The sequence below is a fragment of the Streptomyces sp. NPDC007945 genome, from assembly GCF_042958885.1.
In the GTDB taxonomy this organism is placed as follows: Bacteria; Actinomycetota; Actinomycetes; order Streptomycetales; family Streptomycetaceae; genus Streptomyces.
Genome location: NZ_JBIBJV010000001.1, coordinates 892,129 through 908,884, shown reverse-complemented (window position 1 = coordinate 908,884; position 16,756 = coordinate 892,129). Strand labels below are relative to the sequence as shown.

The window sequence follows — 16,756 nt, the reverse complement described above, 5'->3', positions numbered from 1 at the left end:
CACCCGGGCCGTCGGAGAAGCCGGGGCCGCCAGGGCTCCCGGGTGCGGGCCGACCGGCCCCACCAGGACCGTCGGGGAAGCCGGGTCCACCGGCCCCGCCAGGACCGTCGGGGCGACCGGCACCGCTCGGGCCGTCGGGGAAGCCTGGGGCGCCGGGGCCGCCGTTCTGGGGCGGGTAGCCGTAGGCCGGGGGTGGGGGAGGGGGGCCGGGGGGGCCCGGGGGTGTGGGGGCCGGCTGCGCACCCGCCCCGGCCATGCGGTGGCCGCAGACCTCGCACCAGTCGTCGGAGACCGACTGGTGTCCGTTCGGGCAGGTCGGCATGTCGGTGCTCCCCCTCTCGTCGTCCGGCCCGGGCGGGCCGGGCTACCTCTTGACGCGAACGGTCTTGGTGGAGCGCGTCTCGAGTGTCATCTCGTCCGCCTCCGCGACCTTCGCTTTCAACCGCACAGTACCCGCCGCCGCATCGACCACGTCCACCACCTTCGAAAGGAGTTTCGCGGTATCCGCGTTCCCGGAGGCCGCCGCGAGCTGCACCGCCCGGCCCAGCTTCGCGGTCGCTCCGTCCTGATCGCCCGATTTGCGCGCGTCCAGGCCGGCCTGGATCGCGTCCGCGAGCTCGGCCTGGCCGGTGTAGTGCGCGACCTGCGGATCGATGGCCGTGGTCATCGCCACGTCGTGCGTCCACACGGCCCGTATCAGTCCTTGGGACACCGCCCGGGCCTCGCCGCCCAGCGGGTCGGGGACGATCAGGGAGGCGCGGGCGGCGAGCATCTCCTGCCCGACGGCGTTCGCCGGGACCCGTACGCGCACGTGGTAGTCGCGGGACTCGTCGCCCCAGGAGCCGAGGGGGTAGTCGCCGGAGCGCGGCCCGCTGTCCGTGCGGCGGGCGGTCAGGTCCGCGACCGTCGGGGCGACCTGCCTCACGAAGACGAGCTCCGCGCCGACCGGCGTCCACAGCCGCAGGGCCACGTCGGCGACGGCCTTGCCCATGACGTTCTCCATCATGGCCGTGAAGTCGGCGGCGAGCCCGGCCGGATCGGCGACGATGTCGGCGGAGCCGAGCAGCGCCGAGGCGATCCCGGTGACCTCCTTGACCTCCCAGTCCGTGCCGACGCCCCGCGCGTCACAGGTGAAGCGGCCCGCGCAGGCGTCGAGCGCGGCCCGCAGCGCCTCGGGCGTCTCGTGCTCGTTGCGCCCGTCGGTGAGCAGCACCGCGTGCCGGATGACGAGGTCCTCCCCGCCGAGGAGCGCGTCGGCGAGCCGCAGCCAGGTGCCGATCGCGGTGCCGCCGTCGGCGGTGAGCCGCCCCAGCGCCTCCTTGGCCTCGGCGCGGGTCCGCGGGCCGGCGACGGCCAGCCGGCCGTGGTCGGGGTAGACGGGGACGGCGGCGTGGTTGCCGGCGACGACGGCGAAGGACGTGCCGTCGCGGAGGGTGTCGATCGCGGCGGCGGTCGCCGCCCGGGCGCCCTCCATCTTCGTCGGCGGGTAGTCCATCGAGCCCGAGCAGTCGACCACGATCACCACTCCGGCGGGGCCGCCGGAGGTGACGCCCCGCGCCCCGCTGGTGCCGCCGCCGGTGGCCGTCACGGTGACGACGGCGTCGACGTCCCGCCCGCCGACCGGCAGGTACTCGTTCTGGTGGACGTCGACCGAGAACTGCGGGACGGACGGCTTGGCGAAGTTCGCCATCTGGTTTCGGCTCCTCGGAGGGCGGCGGCGGAAGGTGACGGTCGGTCAGGGAACGGGTGTCCCCGGCGGCGTCGGGGCGAACGGCGTCACCGCGACCGTGATGTTGTCGTGCCCGCCGCCGTCGAGGGCGTGGCCGACGAGGACCCGGGCCGCGTGCAGCGGCCGGAGCGCCGCGTCGGCGGGGACGACGCCGGCCATCGCCTCGGCCGCCTCCGCGTAGTTCCACAGCCCGTCGGTGCACACCACCACGACCCCGGCCCGGTCGGGCTTGAACGCGGCGGTGTGCGGCTCCAGTTCGTACGCGTCGGCGCCGAGCCAGCCGGTGATGGCGTGGGCGCGTTCGTCCGCGTACGCCTGCGCCTCGTTCATCAGGCCCGCCTTGACCATCTGCGCGGCCCACGAGTCGTCCTCGGTGAGCCGGGCGGCGGGCGCGGTGCGGTCGTCGGGCACCCAGTAGGCGCGGCTGTCGCCGACCCAGCCGACGACGAGCAGCCCGTCGGTGACGACGGAGCCGACGATGGTGCAGGCGGGGGAGTTGCCGCCGTGGAGGGAGTCGGCGCCGGCCTCGGGCCCTTCGGTACGGGCCAGCGCGGTGACGGCCTCGGCGGCGGCGACGATCGCCTCGTGCATGGCCTGCTGCGGATGGGTGCCGCGCGGCAGCGCCTCGTCGAGCACGGCGCCGGCCGCACGGGCGGCGGCGGCGGACGCCTCGTCGGGGCGGTGGGCGGAGGAGACGCCGTCGCACACGATCGCGACGGTCGCCGGCCGGCCGTCGGGCAGGCGGGTCTCGGTGACCGCGAACGAGTCCTCGTTGCGGTGGTGGCGCAGCCCCCGGTCGCTGACGGCGGCCACCGTGCCGAGCTCCCGCTCCATGTGGTCGCGCTCGCGGGGCTGGGCGTGCCCGCAGTTCTCGCAGTAGCCGTCGCCGTCGACCCGCCCGGCCCGGCAGGCCACGCAGAGCCCGTCGGCCGCGTCCCCGGCGGGCTCCGGCGCCGGGACCTCCGGCTCCACCCGCACGGCGGCCCGCGGATCAGGCGCGGCGAGCTCGAAGTCGCCGCCGCCGCGCACGGTCTCGCCGAGCGGCGCCGCCGGCGGCCCGTCCGTGCGCACCGGGACCGCCGGCAGGTCATGCCCGCCCGAGTCGGTGCCCGGCAGCTCGCCGGGATGCTGGGTCAGCGTCGACAGCGAGCCGGGTTCCCGGGGCGGGGCCTCGGGCCAGACGGGCGCGGCGATCGGCATGGTCGGCCGGTCCTGCCCGGCGGGCAGTTCGGCGGCGGCCGTCAGTTCGTGGCCGCAGGCCCCGCAGAAGCGGTCTCTCGGGTCCACGGGCTCCCCGCACTCCGGGTCCGGGCAGACGGCGAGGCCGTGCGACGGCGGCTGGGGCTTCTGGGACATCCTCACACCCACGTCCTGGGGCGGTAGCGGTTGGCCCGCTCCACCAGTTCGATCCTCTCCTCGCCCCGCTGGGCGAGCCGGGCCAGCGCCCGGTGGGCGCGCTCCAGGCCGAAGCGGAGCCCGTTCTCGTCCAGTGCGCTCCCGAGCAGCGGCTCCCCGCCGCCCGGCGCGGCACCGGGACTTCCGGAGAGTACCCAGTCGAGGGCGGTACCGAGCACTTCGGTCGTCAACCGCTCCCGGCGCACCGGGTCGAGGCCGAAGCCGCCCAGGGCGGAGACCTGCGCGGCGGCCGCGGTCAGGTCGGCGCCGAGCGGTTCGCGCGGCGGCCGCCGCCGCAGCCGGGCCCGTACGGCCGCGACCCGAGCCGCCGTGTAGTGGATGGAGGACTCCGGTACGGATTCGAGGGCGGCGACCGCCCCCGCGCGGTCCCCGGCGGCGAGCCGCACCCGGGCGAGACCGAAGGCGGCGCTGACGAATCCGGGGTCGGTCGCCCACACCAGGTGGTAGTACTCGGCGGCGTTGTCGAGCTGGCCGAGGACCTCCGCGCAGACGCCGAGCGCCAGCTTGGGCGCCGGTTCGCCGGGGAAGGCGTCGTAGACCGCGTCGAAGGCGACCGCCGCGTGGGTCAGGTCGCCGTTCACGAGCGAGGCCACGCCCCGGTGCCACACCACCCGCCAGTCGTCGGCGTCCCACTGCTCCAGGGCGCCGAGCGTCTGCCCGGCGGCGACCGGGTCCCGCAGGTCGAGCTGGGCCCGCAGGGCGCGCAGCCGCAGTTCGGGGGTGTCGGCGGGCGCGGCCCGCAGCGCGCCGAGGAGTTCGGCGGGAGCGGCGGCGAGGAGCCCGGCGAGGAAGCCGGCGTTGGCGTCCGCCGGGTCGACCCGCGGTGCCGGCAGTGCCAGCGCGGTGGCCGCCACGTCGAGCGGGGCGAGCAGCGCGCCGAGGCCCTGACCGGCGGGGACGCCGGCGGCGGCCGGGGGAGCGGAGCGCCGGGCCCGGCCGGTGCGGCGCGCGCCGAGCACCGACACGTCCCCGGAGTCCTCCGCGAAGAGCACCGTGTCGGTGACCTTGACCTCCGGACCGAAGAGCGTCGAGAGCGCGGGCCTGGGCCGCCCCGACTGGAGGGCGACGACCTCCCGCAGCACCCCGGTGAGCTGCTCGGCCATCTCCTCGGCGGAGGCGAAGCGGCGGGCCGGGTCCGGGTCGGTGGCGCGCACCAGGAACCGGTAGAAGGACTCGTACCGCTGGAAGACCTCGATGTGCTCCGGCTCGGGCAGCGAGTCCGCGAAGACGTTGGTGTAGCCCTGGAAGTCGAAGGTGAGGACGGCGAGCGTGCGCGCGACCGTGTACAGGTCGCTGGCGACGGAGGGGCCGACCTCGGCGACCTCGGGCGCCTGGTAGCCGACCGTTCCGTAGATCGCCGACTCGTCGTCGTCCATCCGCCGGACCGCGCCCATGTCGATGAGCTTCAGCTGGTCCTCGGTCTGCAGCGCGTTGTCCACCTTGAAGTCGCAGTACAGCAGGTTGCGGCTGTGCAGATGGCCGAGGGCCTCCAGGGCCTCGATGCCGTACGCGCAGGCCTGCTCGACGGGGAGCGGGTCGCGCCGGCCCTCGGGGGTCCGCCGGTCGTTGGCGATCTCCTTGAGGGACTTGCCGCCGACGTACTCCATGACGATGTAGCCGTCGAGGGAGCCGGTGCGCGGGTCGAGGTGCTCGACGAAGTTGTAGATCCGCACGATGTTGGAGTGCTCGATCTCGGCGAGGAAGCGGCGCTCCGAGATCGCCGCCGCCATGGCGTCCTGGTCGCCGGTGTCGAGCAGGCCCTTGAGGACCACCCAGCGGTCGGAGACCGCCCGGTCGACGGCGAGGTAGATCCAGCCGAGGCCGCCGTGGGCGAGACAGCCCGCCACCTCGTACTGCCCGTGCACCACGTCCCCGGCGCGCAGCTTCGGCACGAAGGAGTACGGGTGCCCGCACGAGGTGCAGAAGCCCTCGGTGCGGCCCGGCCGGTCGCCGCGCGGACGGCCCACCGGCGCCCCGCAGTCGGATCGGGAGCAGAATCGCTTCCGCTCGGGCACCTCGGGGTCCGCCATCACCGCCGCGCGCGGATCCGGGCGCGGCACCTCCGGGATCGTGACGAGCCCCGCGCCCAGCCGCTTCCGCGCCGACTGCCCGGTCGACGAACGCGAGCTGCGCACGGACACCGAACGGCCGGTGCTCCGCCCCGACAGCGCCCGCGACAGCCGCCCGGACACCGAGCGGCGCGAGGACGACGAGCGGGACGAGGCCCGCGAGGACGCCCGCGAACCGCTGCGCGCGGACGCCGAGTCGGGCCCCCAGGCCGCCGCCTCGGACGGCGCGCCGAAGCCTTCGCCCGTACCGGTGCGCGGGCCCGCCCCCGACCTGCCGGGGACGGCGACCCCGGTCGGGTTGGCCTGGAGCCGGCCGCTCGGCGCCACCACCGGCGCGAGCCCGCACGTGTCGCAGTACAGCTCGCCGCCGCCCACGTCCTCGTACGCGCCCTCGCAGCCGGGCCGCTGGCAGCCCCCCGGCGCTCCGATACCGCTCACCACTGTCGTCCTCCCGTGTCCGACGGACCGTCCGACGGACCGGACACCAGGTCCGCCACCGCCCGCTGGTAACGCAGCACGGCCTGCTCCGCCGCCCGCAGGTCGCAGGGCGCGCTCCACAGCATGCGGCGCGCCGTGTCGTACCGCTCGGTCAGGAACGGGTCGTCCGCCCCGCCGAGCCGGACCGCCCTCGCCCGGTACGCGTCGAGCCGGCCGCGCAGCTCCGCCCGCACCGCGAGCGGCGCCGTCACCGCCGTCAGCTGGTCCCGGGCGCGCAGCAACTCCTCCTCCGCCTCCCCCTCCAGCGCGTCGAGCAGGGGTGAGAGGCGGTGCCACAGGGCGTGCCGCCGGTACTCGGCGGCGGCCTGGAGCCGTTCCTGGAGTGCCGTCGGCGGCCCGCTCACGGCCGGCACCTCGGAGGCGGCGATCTTGGCGAGGACCTCGCCGCGCGCCACCCGCGCCTCGGCGAGCGTCCGGTCGGCCCGGGACAGCACGTCGCGCAGCCGCAGCAGCCGCTCCTCGGAGTCCTGTCGCACCGCGAGGACCGCCTCGATCTCCCGCCGCACGTCCTCCAGGGCGAGCGCCGCCCGGTCGTACCGCCCGGTGTCGGGCCGGCCGCCGCCGGGCGCCGAACTCCCCGCCGCCGGGCGCCAGAACGCCAGCGGGTCGGTCACCACCAGCGAGCGCAGCTCGGCCAGCTCGGCGGTGATGGACTCCAGCTCGTCCCCGGCCGGGTGCTCCCCGGGCCGCACCCCCACCGAGTGGGCGAGGGACCGCGTCCGCCCCAGTTCGGCGGCGAGCAGGTCTATCCGCGCGGGCAGCGCCGACCACACCGCGTCCGCCGTGACCACCACGTCGAGGGAGGCCGCGTACAGCTCGTTCATCCGCCGCACCAGGCCGTCGAGGGTGAACCGGTCGGCGAGCAGCGCCTCTTCGCCGGCGCCGCCCGGCACGTGCACCGATGCGCCGCGCAGCCGCTCGGTCAGCTCGGCCAGCTCCTCGGGGGTCGGCCACGTGTGCCGCGAGCGGACCTCGCGGGCCTCGCGCAGCGCCGCCGTGTAGGCGTCGAAGCAGTTCCAGAGCACGGTGATGGTCCGCTCGGTCGACGCCCAGCGCTCCCGGGTGGTGCCGGTGAGCCCGGCGCCTTCGAGGAGCCGCCGGCCGGCGTGGTCCTGGAGCGCGAGGAGCGAGTCCTCGACCGCCTTGTGCTCCGCGCCGAGGCGCGCCAGCGCACGGTCCACCTCGTCCCGGTCCATCACCGGCCCGGGGGGTCCCGTGACGCCCATCGCTCTCCTCATCTCGTCGTTCCGTGCGGGGGCCTAGCGGTACAGCGGCTCGGGCGGCTCGGCCTTCCCGAGCCCGGCCTCCAGCCAGACGCCGTACGCCTCCTGCCAGCGGCCCTTGCGGTAGTCCTCCAGGACCTTGTTGACCCGGCGCACCAGATCGTCGTTGCCGAGCTTGGCCGCCACCCCGTAGTACTCCTCGGTGAACGGCTCGCCCTTCAACTCCACCGCCGGGTCCTGCGCGGCCTGTCCGGCCGCCAGGGCGTTGTCGGTGACGATCGCGTCGACCTCGCCCATCTGGAGCCGGGCCAGGCAGTCCAGCTGGTTGGGCACGGTCAGCAGGTTCCGGTCGGCGGGGGTGCCCTCGCCCTCGTCCTCGATGATCGCGCCGAAGGACCGCTCCACCAGCGCCTCGTGGGCGGTGGAGCCCTCGGCGGTGCAGATCCTGCGGCCCTTCAGCGAGGCGTCGTGGCCGGTGATCGGGGAGGTCTTCGGGGCGAGGACCTGCTGGCCGGCCCGGAAGTAGGCGGTGGAGAAGGCCACCTGCTTGATCCGCTTGCAGTTGATGGTCATCGTGCGGACCACCAGGTCCACCGTGCCGCGGTCCAGGGCGGCGATCCGCTGGTTGGTGGGCACCGCGCGGAAGACGACCGCGTCCTCGCTGCCCAGCAGGTCCCCGGCTATCGCCCGGGCCAGGGCGATGTCGAAGCCCTCCAGGGTGCCGGTCTCCGGGTCGCGGAAGCCCCAGCGGTAGCTGGACTGGTCGACGCCCACGATCAGCTTGCCCCGCCGCTTGATCGCGGCGACCGAGGGCCCGTCCTCGGTCGAGGGCCGCAGCGAGGCCTCCGGGTTCTCGCAGGTGTCGGCCTTGACCTGGAGGGCGGTGCCCACGCCGGGGCCGGGCCCGAACGGGCCCGCGGACGGGGCCGGGCCGTCCCCGCCGCGGGTCAGCGGCAGCAGGGTCAGTGAGGCGGTCAGCGCGCAGGCCACGCCCATCGCCGCCACCCCGCCCCAGCCGCGCAGCCGCCGGGCCGCCCGCCGCGCCGCGGGCTCGTCGTCGGGTGTCATTCCGCCTCCTCTCACCGGTACTCCGCCAGTCTTCGGTTGATGCCGAGCACCGCGCCGAGGGCGCCGAGGGCGCCGAGCGCGGCCGCGCCGAGCGGGAGCCCGGTCAGCGCGTCCACCGCGCCGCGCGCGGAGCGGGTGAACTGGTCCTGTTCGTGGGCGAGGGCACGCTCCAGGGCGGCGTCGACCTGGTCGAAGGACCAGCCGGCCGACTCCTTCGCCCCGTCCGTGCCCTTCGGGCCGATGATCCGGTCCAGGGCGGCCTGGTAGTCGCCGGCCTCGCCGAGCTCCCGCGCGGCGGCGTGCCGCTCGCGCCACTCGTCCGCCCGGGCCGTGGCCTCGGTCAGCGGTCTGCGGCCGGCCTCGTCCTCGGCGAGCCGCGTCGCGCGGGCCAGCGCGTCGGTGAGCGCCGCCATGCCCTTCGCGTACTCCGCCTCGTACTTGTCGTCCTTGCCGTCCTCGGTGAGCACCGCGCCCCGCGCGACCTGCGTCAGGTTCTCGTTGGCGCGGGCCTTGAGGGAGCTGATCCGCGCCTCGTTGAGCAGCTGGAGGGACTGCTGGCCCTCGGTCCGCGCCGAGCCGAGGCCGGCGCGGGCCAGGGCGTGCGCGCCGGCGAGCCAGAGCAGCACCGCCAGGGTGGCGGCGGTGGCGGCGAGCAGTCCCCGGCTGAACACGCGGTGGGTTCTGAGGTACTCGCGCCGCTGCGCCCACACCAGGGCGCCGAGGGCGAGGGCCCCGGCACCGAGCGCCAGGTGGGGCCAGGCGCGGGCGTCGTCGTCGTCCCGGTGCAGCCGGGCGGTCTCCGCCGCGTAGAGCCGCTCGGCGGCGGGCAGCAGCCGGGTGGTCATCTCCTGGTTGGCGTACCGCAGATAGGCGCCGCCCAGGGGGAGGCCCTGGCGGTTGGCGGCCCGGGCCCGCTCCATCAGCCCGGCGTAGCGCGGCAGCAGTTCGTTGAGTGCGGTGATCTGGCGGGCCGACTCGTCGGAGCCGTCGGTGTTCGCCGCGGCCTTCACCAGGAGCCGGGAGGCGGTGGCGAGGTCGCGGTCGTAGCGGGCGCGCGACTCGGCGGGTTCGAGGGTGCCGGCGAGGAATCCGGCCGCGGCGGTCGAGTCGGCGTCGGCCAGCGAGCGGTAGATCGCGGCGGCGTCCGCGCTCAGCGGCTGGCTGCTTCCGACGACGGCCTCGGCGGAGCCGGCCCGGTCGGCCGCCTCCAGGCCGGCGACGGTGCCCAGGGCGAGGACGAGCAGGGCCAGGACGGCCCCGAGGATCCGCAGCCGTCCCGGCTCGGTGGTCGCGGTCTCGCGCAGCACCTCGCGCCCGGTCGCCCAGGCGCCCCGCGCGGGCGGCGGCACGGCTCCGACGGCGGCGGCGCGAGAGACCTGCCCCGGTACGACCGGCCGCGCGGGCGCGGGCGCCGGGCCGTGCGGCGCCGCGGCGGGCGCGCTCGATGGCTGTGTCACGTGACCTCCCCCTCGGTCTCGACGTCGATCGACCCCGGCGAGCAGTATGGCCGCAGGCGGCCCGGCCGCACACCGGGAATGACACGATCTTGTGCCTATCGTGCCCCACGCGAGGGGGACTTCCGCGGGCGAGCCCCCCTCGCCCCGCTCCGGCCCCGCCTCCGACCCGCTCGTACCCTCCTCGAACCGCCCTCGCATTCTCCTCGAACCGGACTCGAACCGATCTCGAACCCAACCTGAACCGGGCTCGAACCGCGCTCGATCCCGACCTGAACCCGGCCCTGACCGGCCCACCGGCTCGAACCCGGCTCGAACACCTATCACTCGGAAAACGCCCGATCCCCCGGATCGGTTCCGCCCGGGGGATCGCTCGAACAGGTGAACATGAGGCGGGTTCAGCCCGGGTACTGCCCCCGCAGCCGCTCCGCGGCACCCGCCTCCGCACCCCACTCGTCCAGCGCGAGCAGCCCCGCGCCGAGCACCGGCGGCGCGGTCACGAACCGCACCACGGCCTTCGGGGCCCGCTCCGCGAGGAGTTCCCGGATCCGCTCCTCCAACTGCGGGTGCCGGGCCGCGAGCACGCTGCCGCCGAGGACGACCGGCGCCTCCTCGTCGAGCAGTCCGAGCCGCCGCAGCGCCACCGCCGACAGGGCGACGACCTCCTCGGCCATCCGGTGCACGAGGCCGAGCGCCACCGGATCGCCCTCCGCCGCCACCCGGAACAGCACCGGCGCCAGCTCGTGCCGCCGCCCGTGCGGGATCCGGTCCAGGTGCAGCGCCTCGATCAGCGCGTACATCGACTCCAGGCCGAAGTGCGCGGGCAGCGCCCGCGCCAGCGCGGTCGGCTCGCCCCGCCCGTCCTCGGCGCGGGCCGCGAACCACAGGGCCTCCTCGGAGAGGCCGCCGCCCCCGCCCCAGTCGCCGGAGATCTTCCCGATGGCAGGGAAGCGGGCGGTCCGCCCGTCCGGGGTCATGCCCACGCAGTTGACGCCCGCGCCGCAGACCACGGCGACCCCGCGCGGCTCGTCGAGCCCCGCCCGCAGGATCGCGAAGGTGTCGTTGTGGACCCGTACCGAAGCGCTCCACCCCCGGCCCAGCAACTCCCGCTCCAGGGCGTTCTCCTCCACCGGCAGGTCGGCGTTGGCGAGGCAGGCGGTGACGTGTGCGAAGGACGCGGGGACGCCGGCGTCGGCCGCCGCCCGCCCCACGATCTCCGCCAGCCCGTCGACGGCCTCCGCCACCCCCACCACGGGCGGCTGGAACCCCCCGCCGCGCGCGGAGCCGAGGACCGTGCCGTCCGGCGCGAGCACCGCCGCGTCGGTCTTGCTGTTGCCCGCGTCGACCGCGAGCAGCGTCCCGTTCACGCCCACGCCAGGTGCTCCCGGTTGTGCGCGATCAGCCGGTCGGTCAGCCGCTCCGCGTACGCGTACTGCCCGACCAGCGGGTGCGCGAGCAGCGCCTTGAAGACCCGCTCCCGGCCGCCGCGCAGGGCCGCGTCGAGCGCCAGGTCCTCGTAGGCCGTGACGTTCGCGATCAGTCCCGCGTACAGCGGGTCGACCGGCGCGACCGGCAGCGGCGCCGCCCCGCCCGGGCCGACCGCCGCCTGCGTCTCGATGACGGCGTCGTCCGGCAGGAACGGCAGCGTGCCGTTGTTGTACGTGTTCACCACCTGGTGCGGCGAGCCCGCGCCCCTCAGCAGCGAGGCCGCGAGGTCCACGGCCGCCTCCGAGTAGAAGGCGCCGCCGCGCTTCCCGAGCAGCGCCGGCTTCTCGTCGAGCGCCGGGTCGCCGTACATCTCCAGGAGTTCCTTCTCCATCGCGGCCACCTCTGCGGCCCGCGAGGGCTTGGTGCGCAGCTCCTCGACGACCTCGTCGTGCGCGTAGAAGTAGCGCAGGTAGTACGAGGGGACGACACCGAGCCGGTCCACGACCGGGCGCGGCAGGCGCAGGTCGGCGGCGATGGTGTCACCGTGCTCGGCGAGCAGCCGCGGCAGCACGTCCTCGCCGCCGGGGCCGCCGAGCCGGACCCCGGTCTCCCAGGTGAGGTGGTTGAGGCCGACGTGGTCGAGGTGGACCTCGGACGGGGCCACGTCGAGGAGCTTCGCGAACTTCCGCTGGAAGCCGATGGCCACGTTGCACAGGCCGACGGCCTTGTGCCCGGCCTTCAGCAGGGCGCGGGTGACGATCCCGACGGGGTTGGTGAAGTCGATGATCCACGCGTCCGGGTTGGCGCGCCGGACGCGTTCCGCGATGTCGAGGACGACGGGCACGGTGCGCAGCGCCTTGGCGAGGCCGCCGGCGCCGGTGGTCTCCTGGCCGACGCAGCCGCACTCCAGGGGCCAGGTCTCGTCCTGGTTCCTGGCGGCCTGGCCGCCCACGCGGAGCTGGAGGAGGACGGCGTCGGCGCCCTCGACGGCGGCGTCCAGGTCGGTCGTGGTGGTGATCCGGCCCTCGTGCGCCTGCCGGGCGAAGATCCGGCGGGCCAGTCCGCCGACGAGGTCGAGCCGGTCGGCCGCGGGGTCGACGAGGACGAGTTCGGTGAGGGGCAGGGTGTCGCGCAACCGCGCGAATCCGTCGATCAGTTCGGGGGTGTAGGTGGACCCGCCCCCCACGACAGCGAGCTTCATTCTCGTATCAGCCCTTCACTCCGGTCAGGGTGACTCCCTCGACGAACGCCTTCTGGGCGAAGAAGAACACGAGGATCACGGGGGCCATGACCAGCACGGTCGCGGCCATGGTCAGGTTCCAGTCGGTGTGGTGCGCGCCCTTGAAGGACTCCAGGCCGTAACTGAGCGTCCAGGCGGCCGGGTTCTCGGAGGCGTAGATCTGCGGCCCGAAGTAGTCGTTCCAGCAGTAGAAGAATTGGAAGAGGGCGACGGCGGCGATGGCCGGCTTCGCCATCGGCAGCACGACCCGCAGCAGGATGCGGAGTTCGCCGCAGCCGTCGATCCGGGCCGCCTCGACGTACTCGTCGGGGATGGTGAGGAGGAACTGGCGCAGCAGGAAGATCGCGAAGGCGTCGCCGAAGGCCATCGGAACGATCAGCGGCCACAGCGTCCCGGACAGGTCCATCTGCTTGGCCCAGAACAGGTACATGGGGATGATCACGACCTGCGGCGGCAGCATCATCATCGAGATCACGAGCAGCAGCGACAGGTGCCGGCCGCGGAAGCGGAACTTGGCGAGCGCGTACGCGACGGGCACGGACGACACGACGACGAGGACCGTGCCGAGGCCCGCGTACAGCAGGGAGTTCTTCCACCACGTGAGGAAGCCGTCGGTCTCGAAGACCTTGAGGTAGTTGTCCCAGTGCCAGGAGTCCGGCGTGAGGTCCCGGGTGAGCGCCTGCTGGTCGCTCATCAGGGAGGTGAGCAGGACGAAGACGAACGGCAGCACGAAGAAGAGGGCCGCGGCGATCCCGAGCGCGTGCACGGCGATCCAGTGCAGCAGCTCCTTGCGGCGGGCCCGCCGCACGGGGGCGTCCGAAAGGGCGAGGGTCATGGTTCAGTCACCCGAGCCGATCAGGCCGCCGCGCCGGCGCATGAGCAGCGCGGTGAAGGCCATGGAGAAGGCGAAGAGCACGAGCGCCACCACGCAGGCCGCGCCGTAGTTGAACTGGCTGAAGCCGAGGCTGTAGACGAGCTGCGGCAGGGTCAGCGTGGAGTCGTCCGGATAGCCGGGGACGAAGGTGACGCCGGAGCCGCCCATCACGCCCGAGGCGACCTTCGAGGCCACGATCGGCTGCGTGTAGTACTGCATCGCCCCGATGATCCCGGTGACGACCGCGAAGAGGATGATCGGCGAGATGTTCGGCAGCGTGATGTGCCGGAACCGCTGCCGGGCGTTGGCCCCGTCCAGTTCGGCGGCCTCGTACTGCTCCTTGGGCACGTCGAGCAGGGCGGCCATGAAGATGACCATGAGGTCGCCGATGCCCCAGACCGCGAGCAGGGTCAGGGCGGGCTTGGCCCAGGCCGGGTCGGTGAACCAGGCGGGGGCGGGCAGGCCGATGCCCTCCAGGAGGGCGTTGACGGGCCCGGTGCCGGGGTTGAGCAGGAAGACGAAGGCGAGCGTCGCCGCCACCGGCGGGGCGAGGAACGGCAGGTAGAAGAGGGTGCGGAAGAGTCCCGCGCCGGTCTTGATCTTCGTGATGAGCATGCCGATGCCGAGGCCGAAGACGACCCGGCAGCTCACCATGACGACGCCGAGCCAGAGGGTGTTCCGCAGGGCGGGCCAGAACTGCGGAAAGGACGTGAGGACGTACTCCCAGTTGGCGAGGCCCCGCCACTCGGGCGGGTTGAGCCCGTCGTACTTCATCAGCGAGAAGTAGACGGTCGAGACGAGCGGATAGGCGAAGAAGAAGCCGAAGCCGATCAGCCAGGGCGACATGAAGGCCAGGGTGCGCAGCGCGCCCCGCCGGCGCCGGGCCCGCAGCGTGTTCCGGCCGGTCGCGTCACCGGGTCCGGAGGCGGCCGGGGAGGCCGCCTCCTTCGCGGGCAGGATGTCCGTGCTCATGAGTCGGGTCCGGCCGTCACTTCGCCGCGGCGATGTCGCGGTCGATCTGGGCGGCGGTGTCGGCGAGACCCTTCTTCAGGTCGGTGACCTGGCCCTTCTCGTACTGCTGGGCGAACTTCTGCAGGGTGTCCTGGTACGCCGAGCCGTTCACCGCGCCGTCCGAGGTGGTGGACTTCGGGTGCCGGGCGATGTCCAGGAAGGTCCGGAAGCGGGCGTCGAACTTCAGGTCGGGGGACTTCAGGGCCTCCAGGGTGGAGGGGACGTTGCCGATGGCGTTGGCGAAGCCCACCACCGCCTCGGTGTCCGTGGTCATGTACTTGACCAGCTCCCAGGCCGCGTTCTGCTTCTTCGACTGCGGCGCGATGCCCATGATCGTGCCGGAGAGGTAGCCCTTGCCGTACTCGGCGACCTCGTCGTCGGCGACCGGCAGCGGCGCGACGCCGACCTCGAAGGGGACCTTCGCCTCCTTGATGAAGTTCAGCCGCCACTCGCCGTCCAGCTGCATGGCGACCTGGCCGGTGTGGAAGGGGTGCTTGGCGCCCCACTCGTCACCGAAGGTGGTGCGGTACTTGTCCAGCTTCTGGAAGCCGCCGAGGGTGTCCACCAGAGACTTCTGGTACGTCATCATCTCGGCGAACGCCGGGTCGGACGCCGCCGTCGACCTGCCGCTCTCGTCGAAGTAGCCGCCGTGGCTCCACTGCGACATGTAGTGCGAGACGACCGTCTCGTAGCCGAGGTAGTTCGGCATGAAGCCGAGCTGCTCGTACGAGTCGCCCTTCGTCTTCGTCAGCGCCTTGGCGACCCGGGTGAACTCGCTCCAGGTCTTCGGCGGGGCCTCCGGGTCGAGCCCGGCCTTCCGGAAGGCGTCCTTGTTGTAGTAGAGCCCGTACGCGTCCGAGAGCAGCGGCATCGTGCAGCGCTTGCCCTCGAACTGCGTGTACTCCTGGAGGACCTTCGGGAAGATCTTGTCCAGGTCCAGCTTGTCCTTCTCGACGAAGGGCTTCAGGTCGGCGAGCGCGCCCGTGTGGCAGAACTTGCCGACGTTGGCCGTGGTGAACGAGGCGACCACGTCGGGGCCGTTGGAGCCGCCCGCGCGCAGCGCCTGGCCGAGCTTGTCGTCGTTGATGTTGCCGACGATCTTCACCTTGATGTTCGGGTGGGCCTTGGTGAAGCGGGCGACGTTCTCCTCGATCGCCTCGACCTCGGAGGGCGCCGACCAGCCGTGCCAGAAGGTGAGGGTGGTCTCGGCCTTGGGGTCGTCGCTCGCCGCGGTGCCGGCGGAGCCGGTACAGGCGGAGGCGAGGAGGGCGAAGGAGGCGGTGGCGGCGAGCGCGGCCGCGGTTCTGCGCGGGCGTACGGGCATGACGGGGTCTCCCTGGAGCGGGCTGAGGGGAACGGGGGAAACGAAGGAAACGGGGAACAGGGGAAGGCGGACAGGGGAGAAGGTGCGGGCGGGACGGGTCAGCGCGAGGTGTCGAAGACCTCGTCGCGGGTTGTGGCGAGCGCGCTCTCCAACGCCCCGCGCAGCACGGGTTCGCGGGGGACGGCGGTGAGGACGAGACGCGGCCGGGAGGCCGCGAGGTCGGCGAGCTCGGTCTGGACGCGGGCGCGCAGCGGCTCGCCGCCGGCGACGAGGACGTCCCCGGAGAGCACGATCAGTTCGGGGTCGAGGACGGCGGTGAGCGAGGCGAGACCGGTGGCGAGCCGCTCGGCGTAGCGGTCGAGCAGCTCGGCGTACGGCCCCTCGTCGGGGCTCTCGGCGGCCCGGGCGAGCAGCCCGCACGCCACCGGCACATAGGGGCGCTCGGGGGTGTCGATGCCCGCGGCCCGCGCGATCCGGGGCACCGACTGGACGCCGGCGAGCTCCTGGAAGCCGCCGGAGTTGGCCTTGGCGACCTGGCGAACCAGCGGGGTGCCGGGGACCGGCAGGAAGCCGACCTCGCCGGCGCCGCCGGTGAAGCCCCGGTGCAGCCGGCCGCCGAGGACGAGGGCGGCGCCGAGGCCCTCCTCGTTCCACAGCAGGACGAAGTCCTCGTGGCCGCGGGCGGCGCCGACGGCCCGCTCGGCGACGGCCGCCAGGTTGACGTCGTTCTCGTACTCGAAGGGCATGGGCAGGACCGCGGCCAGCTCCTCCAGCAGGGTGGGGGAGTGCCAGCCGGGCAGGTGGGAGGCGTACCGGAGCCGTCCGGTGGCCGGGTCGAAGGCGCCGGGGGTGCCGATGACCAGGCGCCGCACGTCGGCCCGGGTGAGCCCGGCGGCCTCGACGGCCCCGTCGAGGGCGTCGGTGACCTGCCGGACCACGCCGTCGCCGGTACGCCCTCCGGTGCGGAGCTCGTACTCGCCGGCGACGGCGCCGGTGATGTCGGCGACGGCGGCGCGGATGCGGTGCTGGTTCACGTCGAGCCCGGCGGCGTACCCGACGTCCGGGTTCAGGGCGTACAGCTGGGCGCTGGGGCCGGGGCGGCCCTCGGTGGTGCCGGTGACCCGGACCAGGCCCGCGGTTTCGAGGCGGGCGAGGAGCTGGGAGGCGGTCGGCTTGGAGAGGCCGGTGAGCTTGCCGATCCGGGTCCGCGAGAGGGTGCCGTGCTCCAGGAGGAGGTCGAGCGCGGCGCGGTCGTTCATGGCCCGCAGGACGCGCGGGGTGCCAGGGGTTCCCTGGGTTCCTGCCATGACGTGCGCACCTGCCCTTCGACGCGGGGAGGTCCATGATGCCGCCCGGCGGCGGCCGTTCTCCCCGACGACACTGTTAGGAAAGTTTCCTATCCGGTGGGAGGACGGTAGGACG

The 16,756-nt window shown here is 74.2% G+C and carries 12 protein-coding genes; all 12 read right to left on the bottom strand.

What is annotated here, in order from left to right; all coding sequences use genetic code 11:
• Window positions 1-364: 364 nt before the first annotated feature.
• A complete protein-coding gene (locus ACFZCF_RS04160; RefSeq protein ID WP_388441053.1) occupies window positions 365-1,690 on the bottom strand; it encodes a VWA domain-containing protein in 1,326 nt (441 codons plus the stop codon).
• A gap of 45 nt (window positions 1,691-1,735) precedes the next feature.
• Window positions 1,736-3,091: a PP2C family serine/threonine-protein phosphatase gene (locus ACFZCF_RS04155; RefSeq protein WP_388441050.1), complete on the bottom strand. Its 1,356-nt coding sequence runs from the start codon at window positions 3,089-3,091 to the stop codon at window positions 1,736-1,738.
• Complete coding sequence (locus tag ACFZCF_RS04150; RefSeq protein WP_388441047.1) at window positions 3,088-5,652, bottom strand: tetratricopeptide repeat protein; 2,565 nt, start codon at window positions 5,650-5,652, stop codon at window positions 3,088-3,090. Before ACFZCF_RS04150 ends, ACFZCF_RS04155 begins: the two co-directional genes overlap by 4 nt.
• Window positions 5,649-6,938 (bottom strand): hypothetical protein, encoded by a 1,290-nt coding sequence (locus ACFZCF_RS04145; RefSeq protein ID WP_391284471.1) that lies wholly within the window; start codon window positions 6,936-6,938, stop codon window positions 5,649-5,651. The genes ACFZCF_RS04150 and ACFZCF_RS04145 overlap by 4 nt, the downstream gene beginning before the upstream one ends.
• Before the next feature lie 33 nt (window positions 6,939-6,971).
• Window positions 6,972-8,003, bottom strand: a complete 1,032-nt coding sequence (locus ACFZCF_RS04140) for a transporter substrate-binding domain-containing protein (RefSeq protein WP_391284469.1) — start codon at window positions 8,001-8,003, stop codon at window positions 6,972-6,974.
• Window positions 8,004-8,014: 11 nt separating this feature from the next.
• Window positions 8,015-9,460 carry a hypothetical protein gene (locus tag ACFZCF_RS04135; RefSeq protein ID WP_391284467.1) on the bottom strand — a complete coding sequence of 482 codons (1,446 nt, stop codon included), beginning with the start codon at window positions 9,458-9,460 and terminating at the stop codon, window positions 8,015-8,017.
• 395 nt (window positions 9,461-9,855) lie between these two features.
• Window positions 9,856-10,830: an N-acetylglucosamine kinase gene (locus ACFZCF_RS04130; protein ID WP_388441038.1), complete on the bottom strand. Its 975-nt coding sequence runs from the start codon at window positions 10,828-10,830 to the stop codon at window positions 9,856-9,858.
• Entirely contained in the window at window positions 10,821-12,086 is a 1,266-nt protein-coding gene (locus ACFZCF_RS04125) for a 6-phospho-beta-glucosidase (RefSeq protein WP_388441035.1), read from the bottom strand. Before ACFZCF_RS04125 ends, ACFZCF_RS04130 begins: the two co-directional genes overlap by 10 nt.
• Window positions 12,087-12,093: 7 nt before the next feature.
• Window positions 12,094-12,960 carry a carbohydrate ABC transporter permease gene (locus ACFZCF_RS04120; RefSeq protein ID WP_388441031.1) on the bottom strand — a complete coding sequence of 289 codons (867 nt, stop codon included), beginning with the start codon at window positions 12,958-12,960 and terminating at the stop codon, window positions 12,094-12,096.
• A gap of 3 nt (window positions 12,961-12,963) precedes the next feature.
• The gene (locus tag ACFZCF_RS04115; RefSeq protein ID WP_388441807.1) at window positions 12,964-13,845 is read right to left on the bottom strand and encodes a carbohydrate ABC transporter permease; all 882 of its coding nucleotides are present in this window, start codon (window positions 13,843-13,845) and stop codon (window positions 12,964-12,966) included.
• A 142-nt stretch (window positions 13,846-13,987) separates the two neighbouring features.
• Entirely contained in the window at window positions 13,988-15,334 is a 1,347-nt protein-coding gene (locus tag ACFZCF_RS04110) for an ABC transporter substrate-binding protein (RefSeq protein WP_388441028.1), read from the bottom strand.
• A 98-nt stretch (window positions 15,335-15,432) separates the two neighbouring features.
• On the bottom strand, window positions 15,433-16,641 hold the full coding sequence (locus tag ACFZCF_RS04105) for an ROK family protein (RefSeq protein ID WP_391284463.1): 1,209 nt from the start codon (window positions 16,639-16,641) through the stop codon (window positions 15,433-15,435).
• Window positions 16,642-16,756 lie beyond the last annotated feature (115 nt).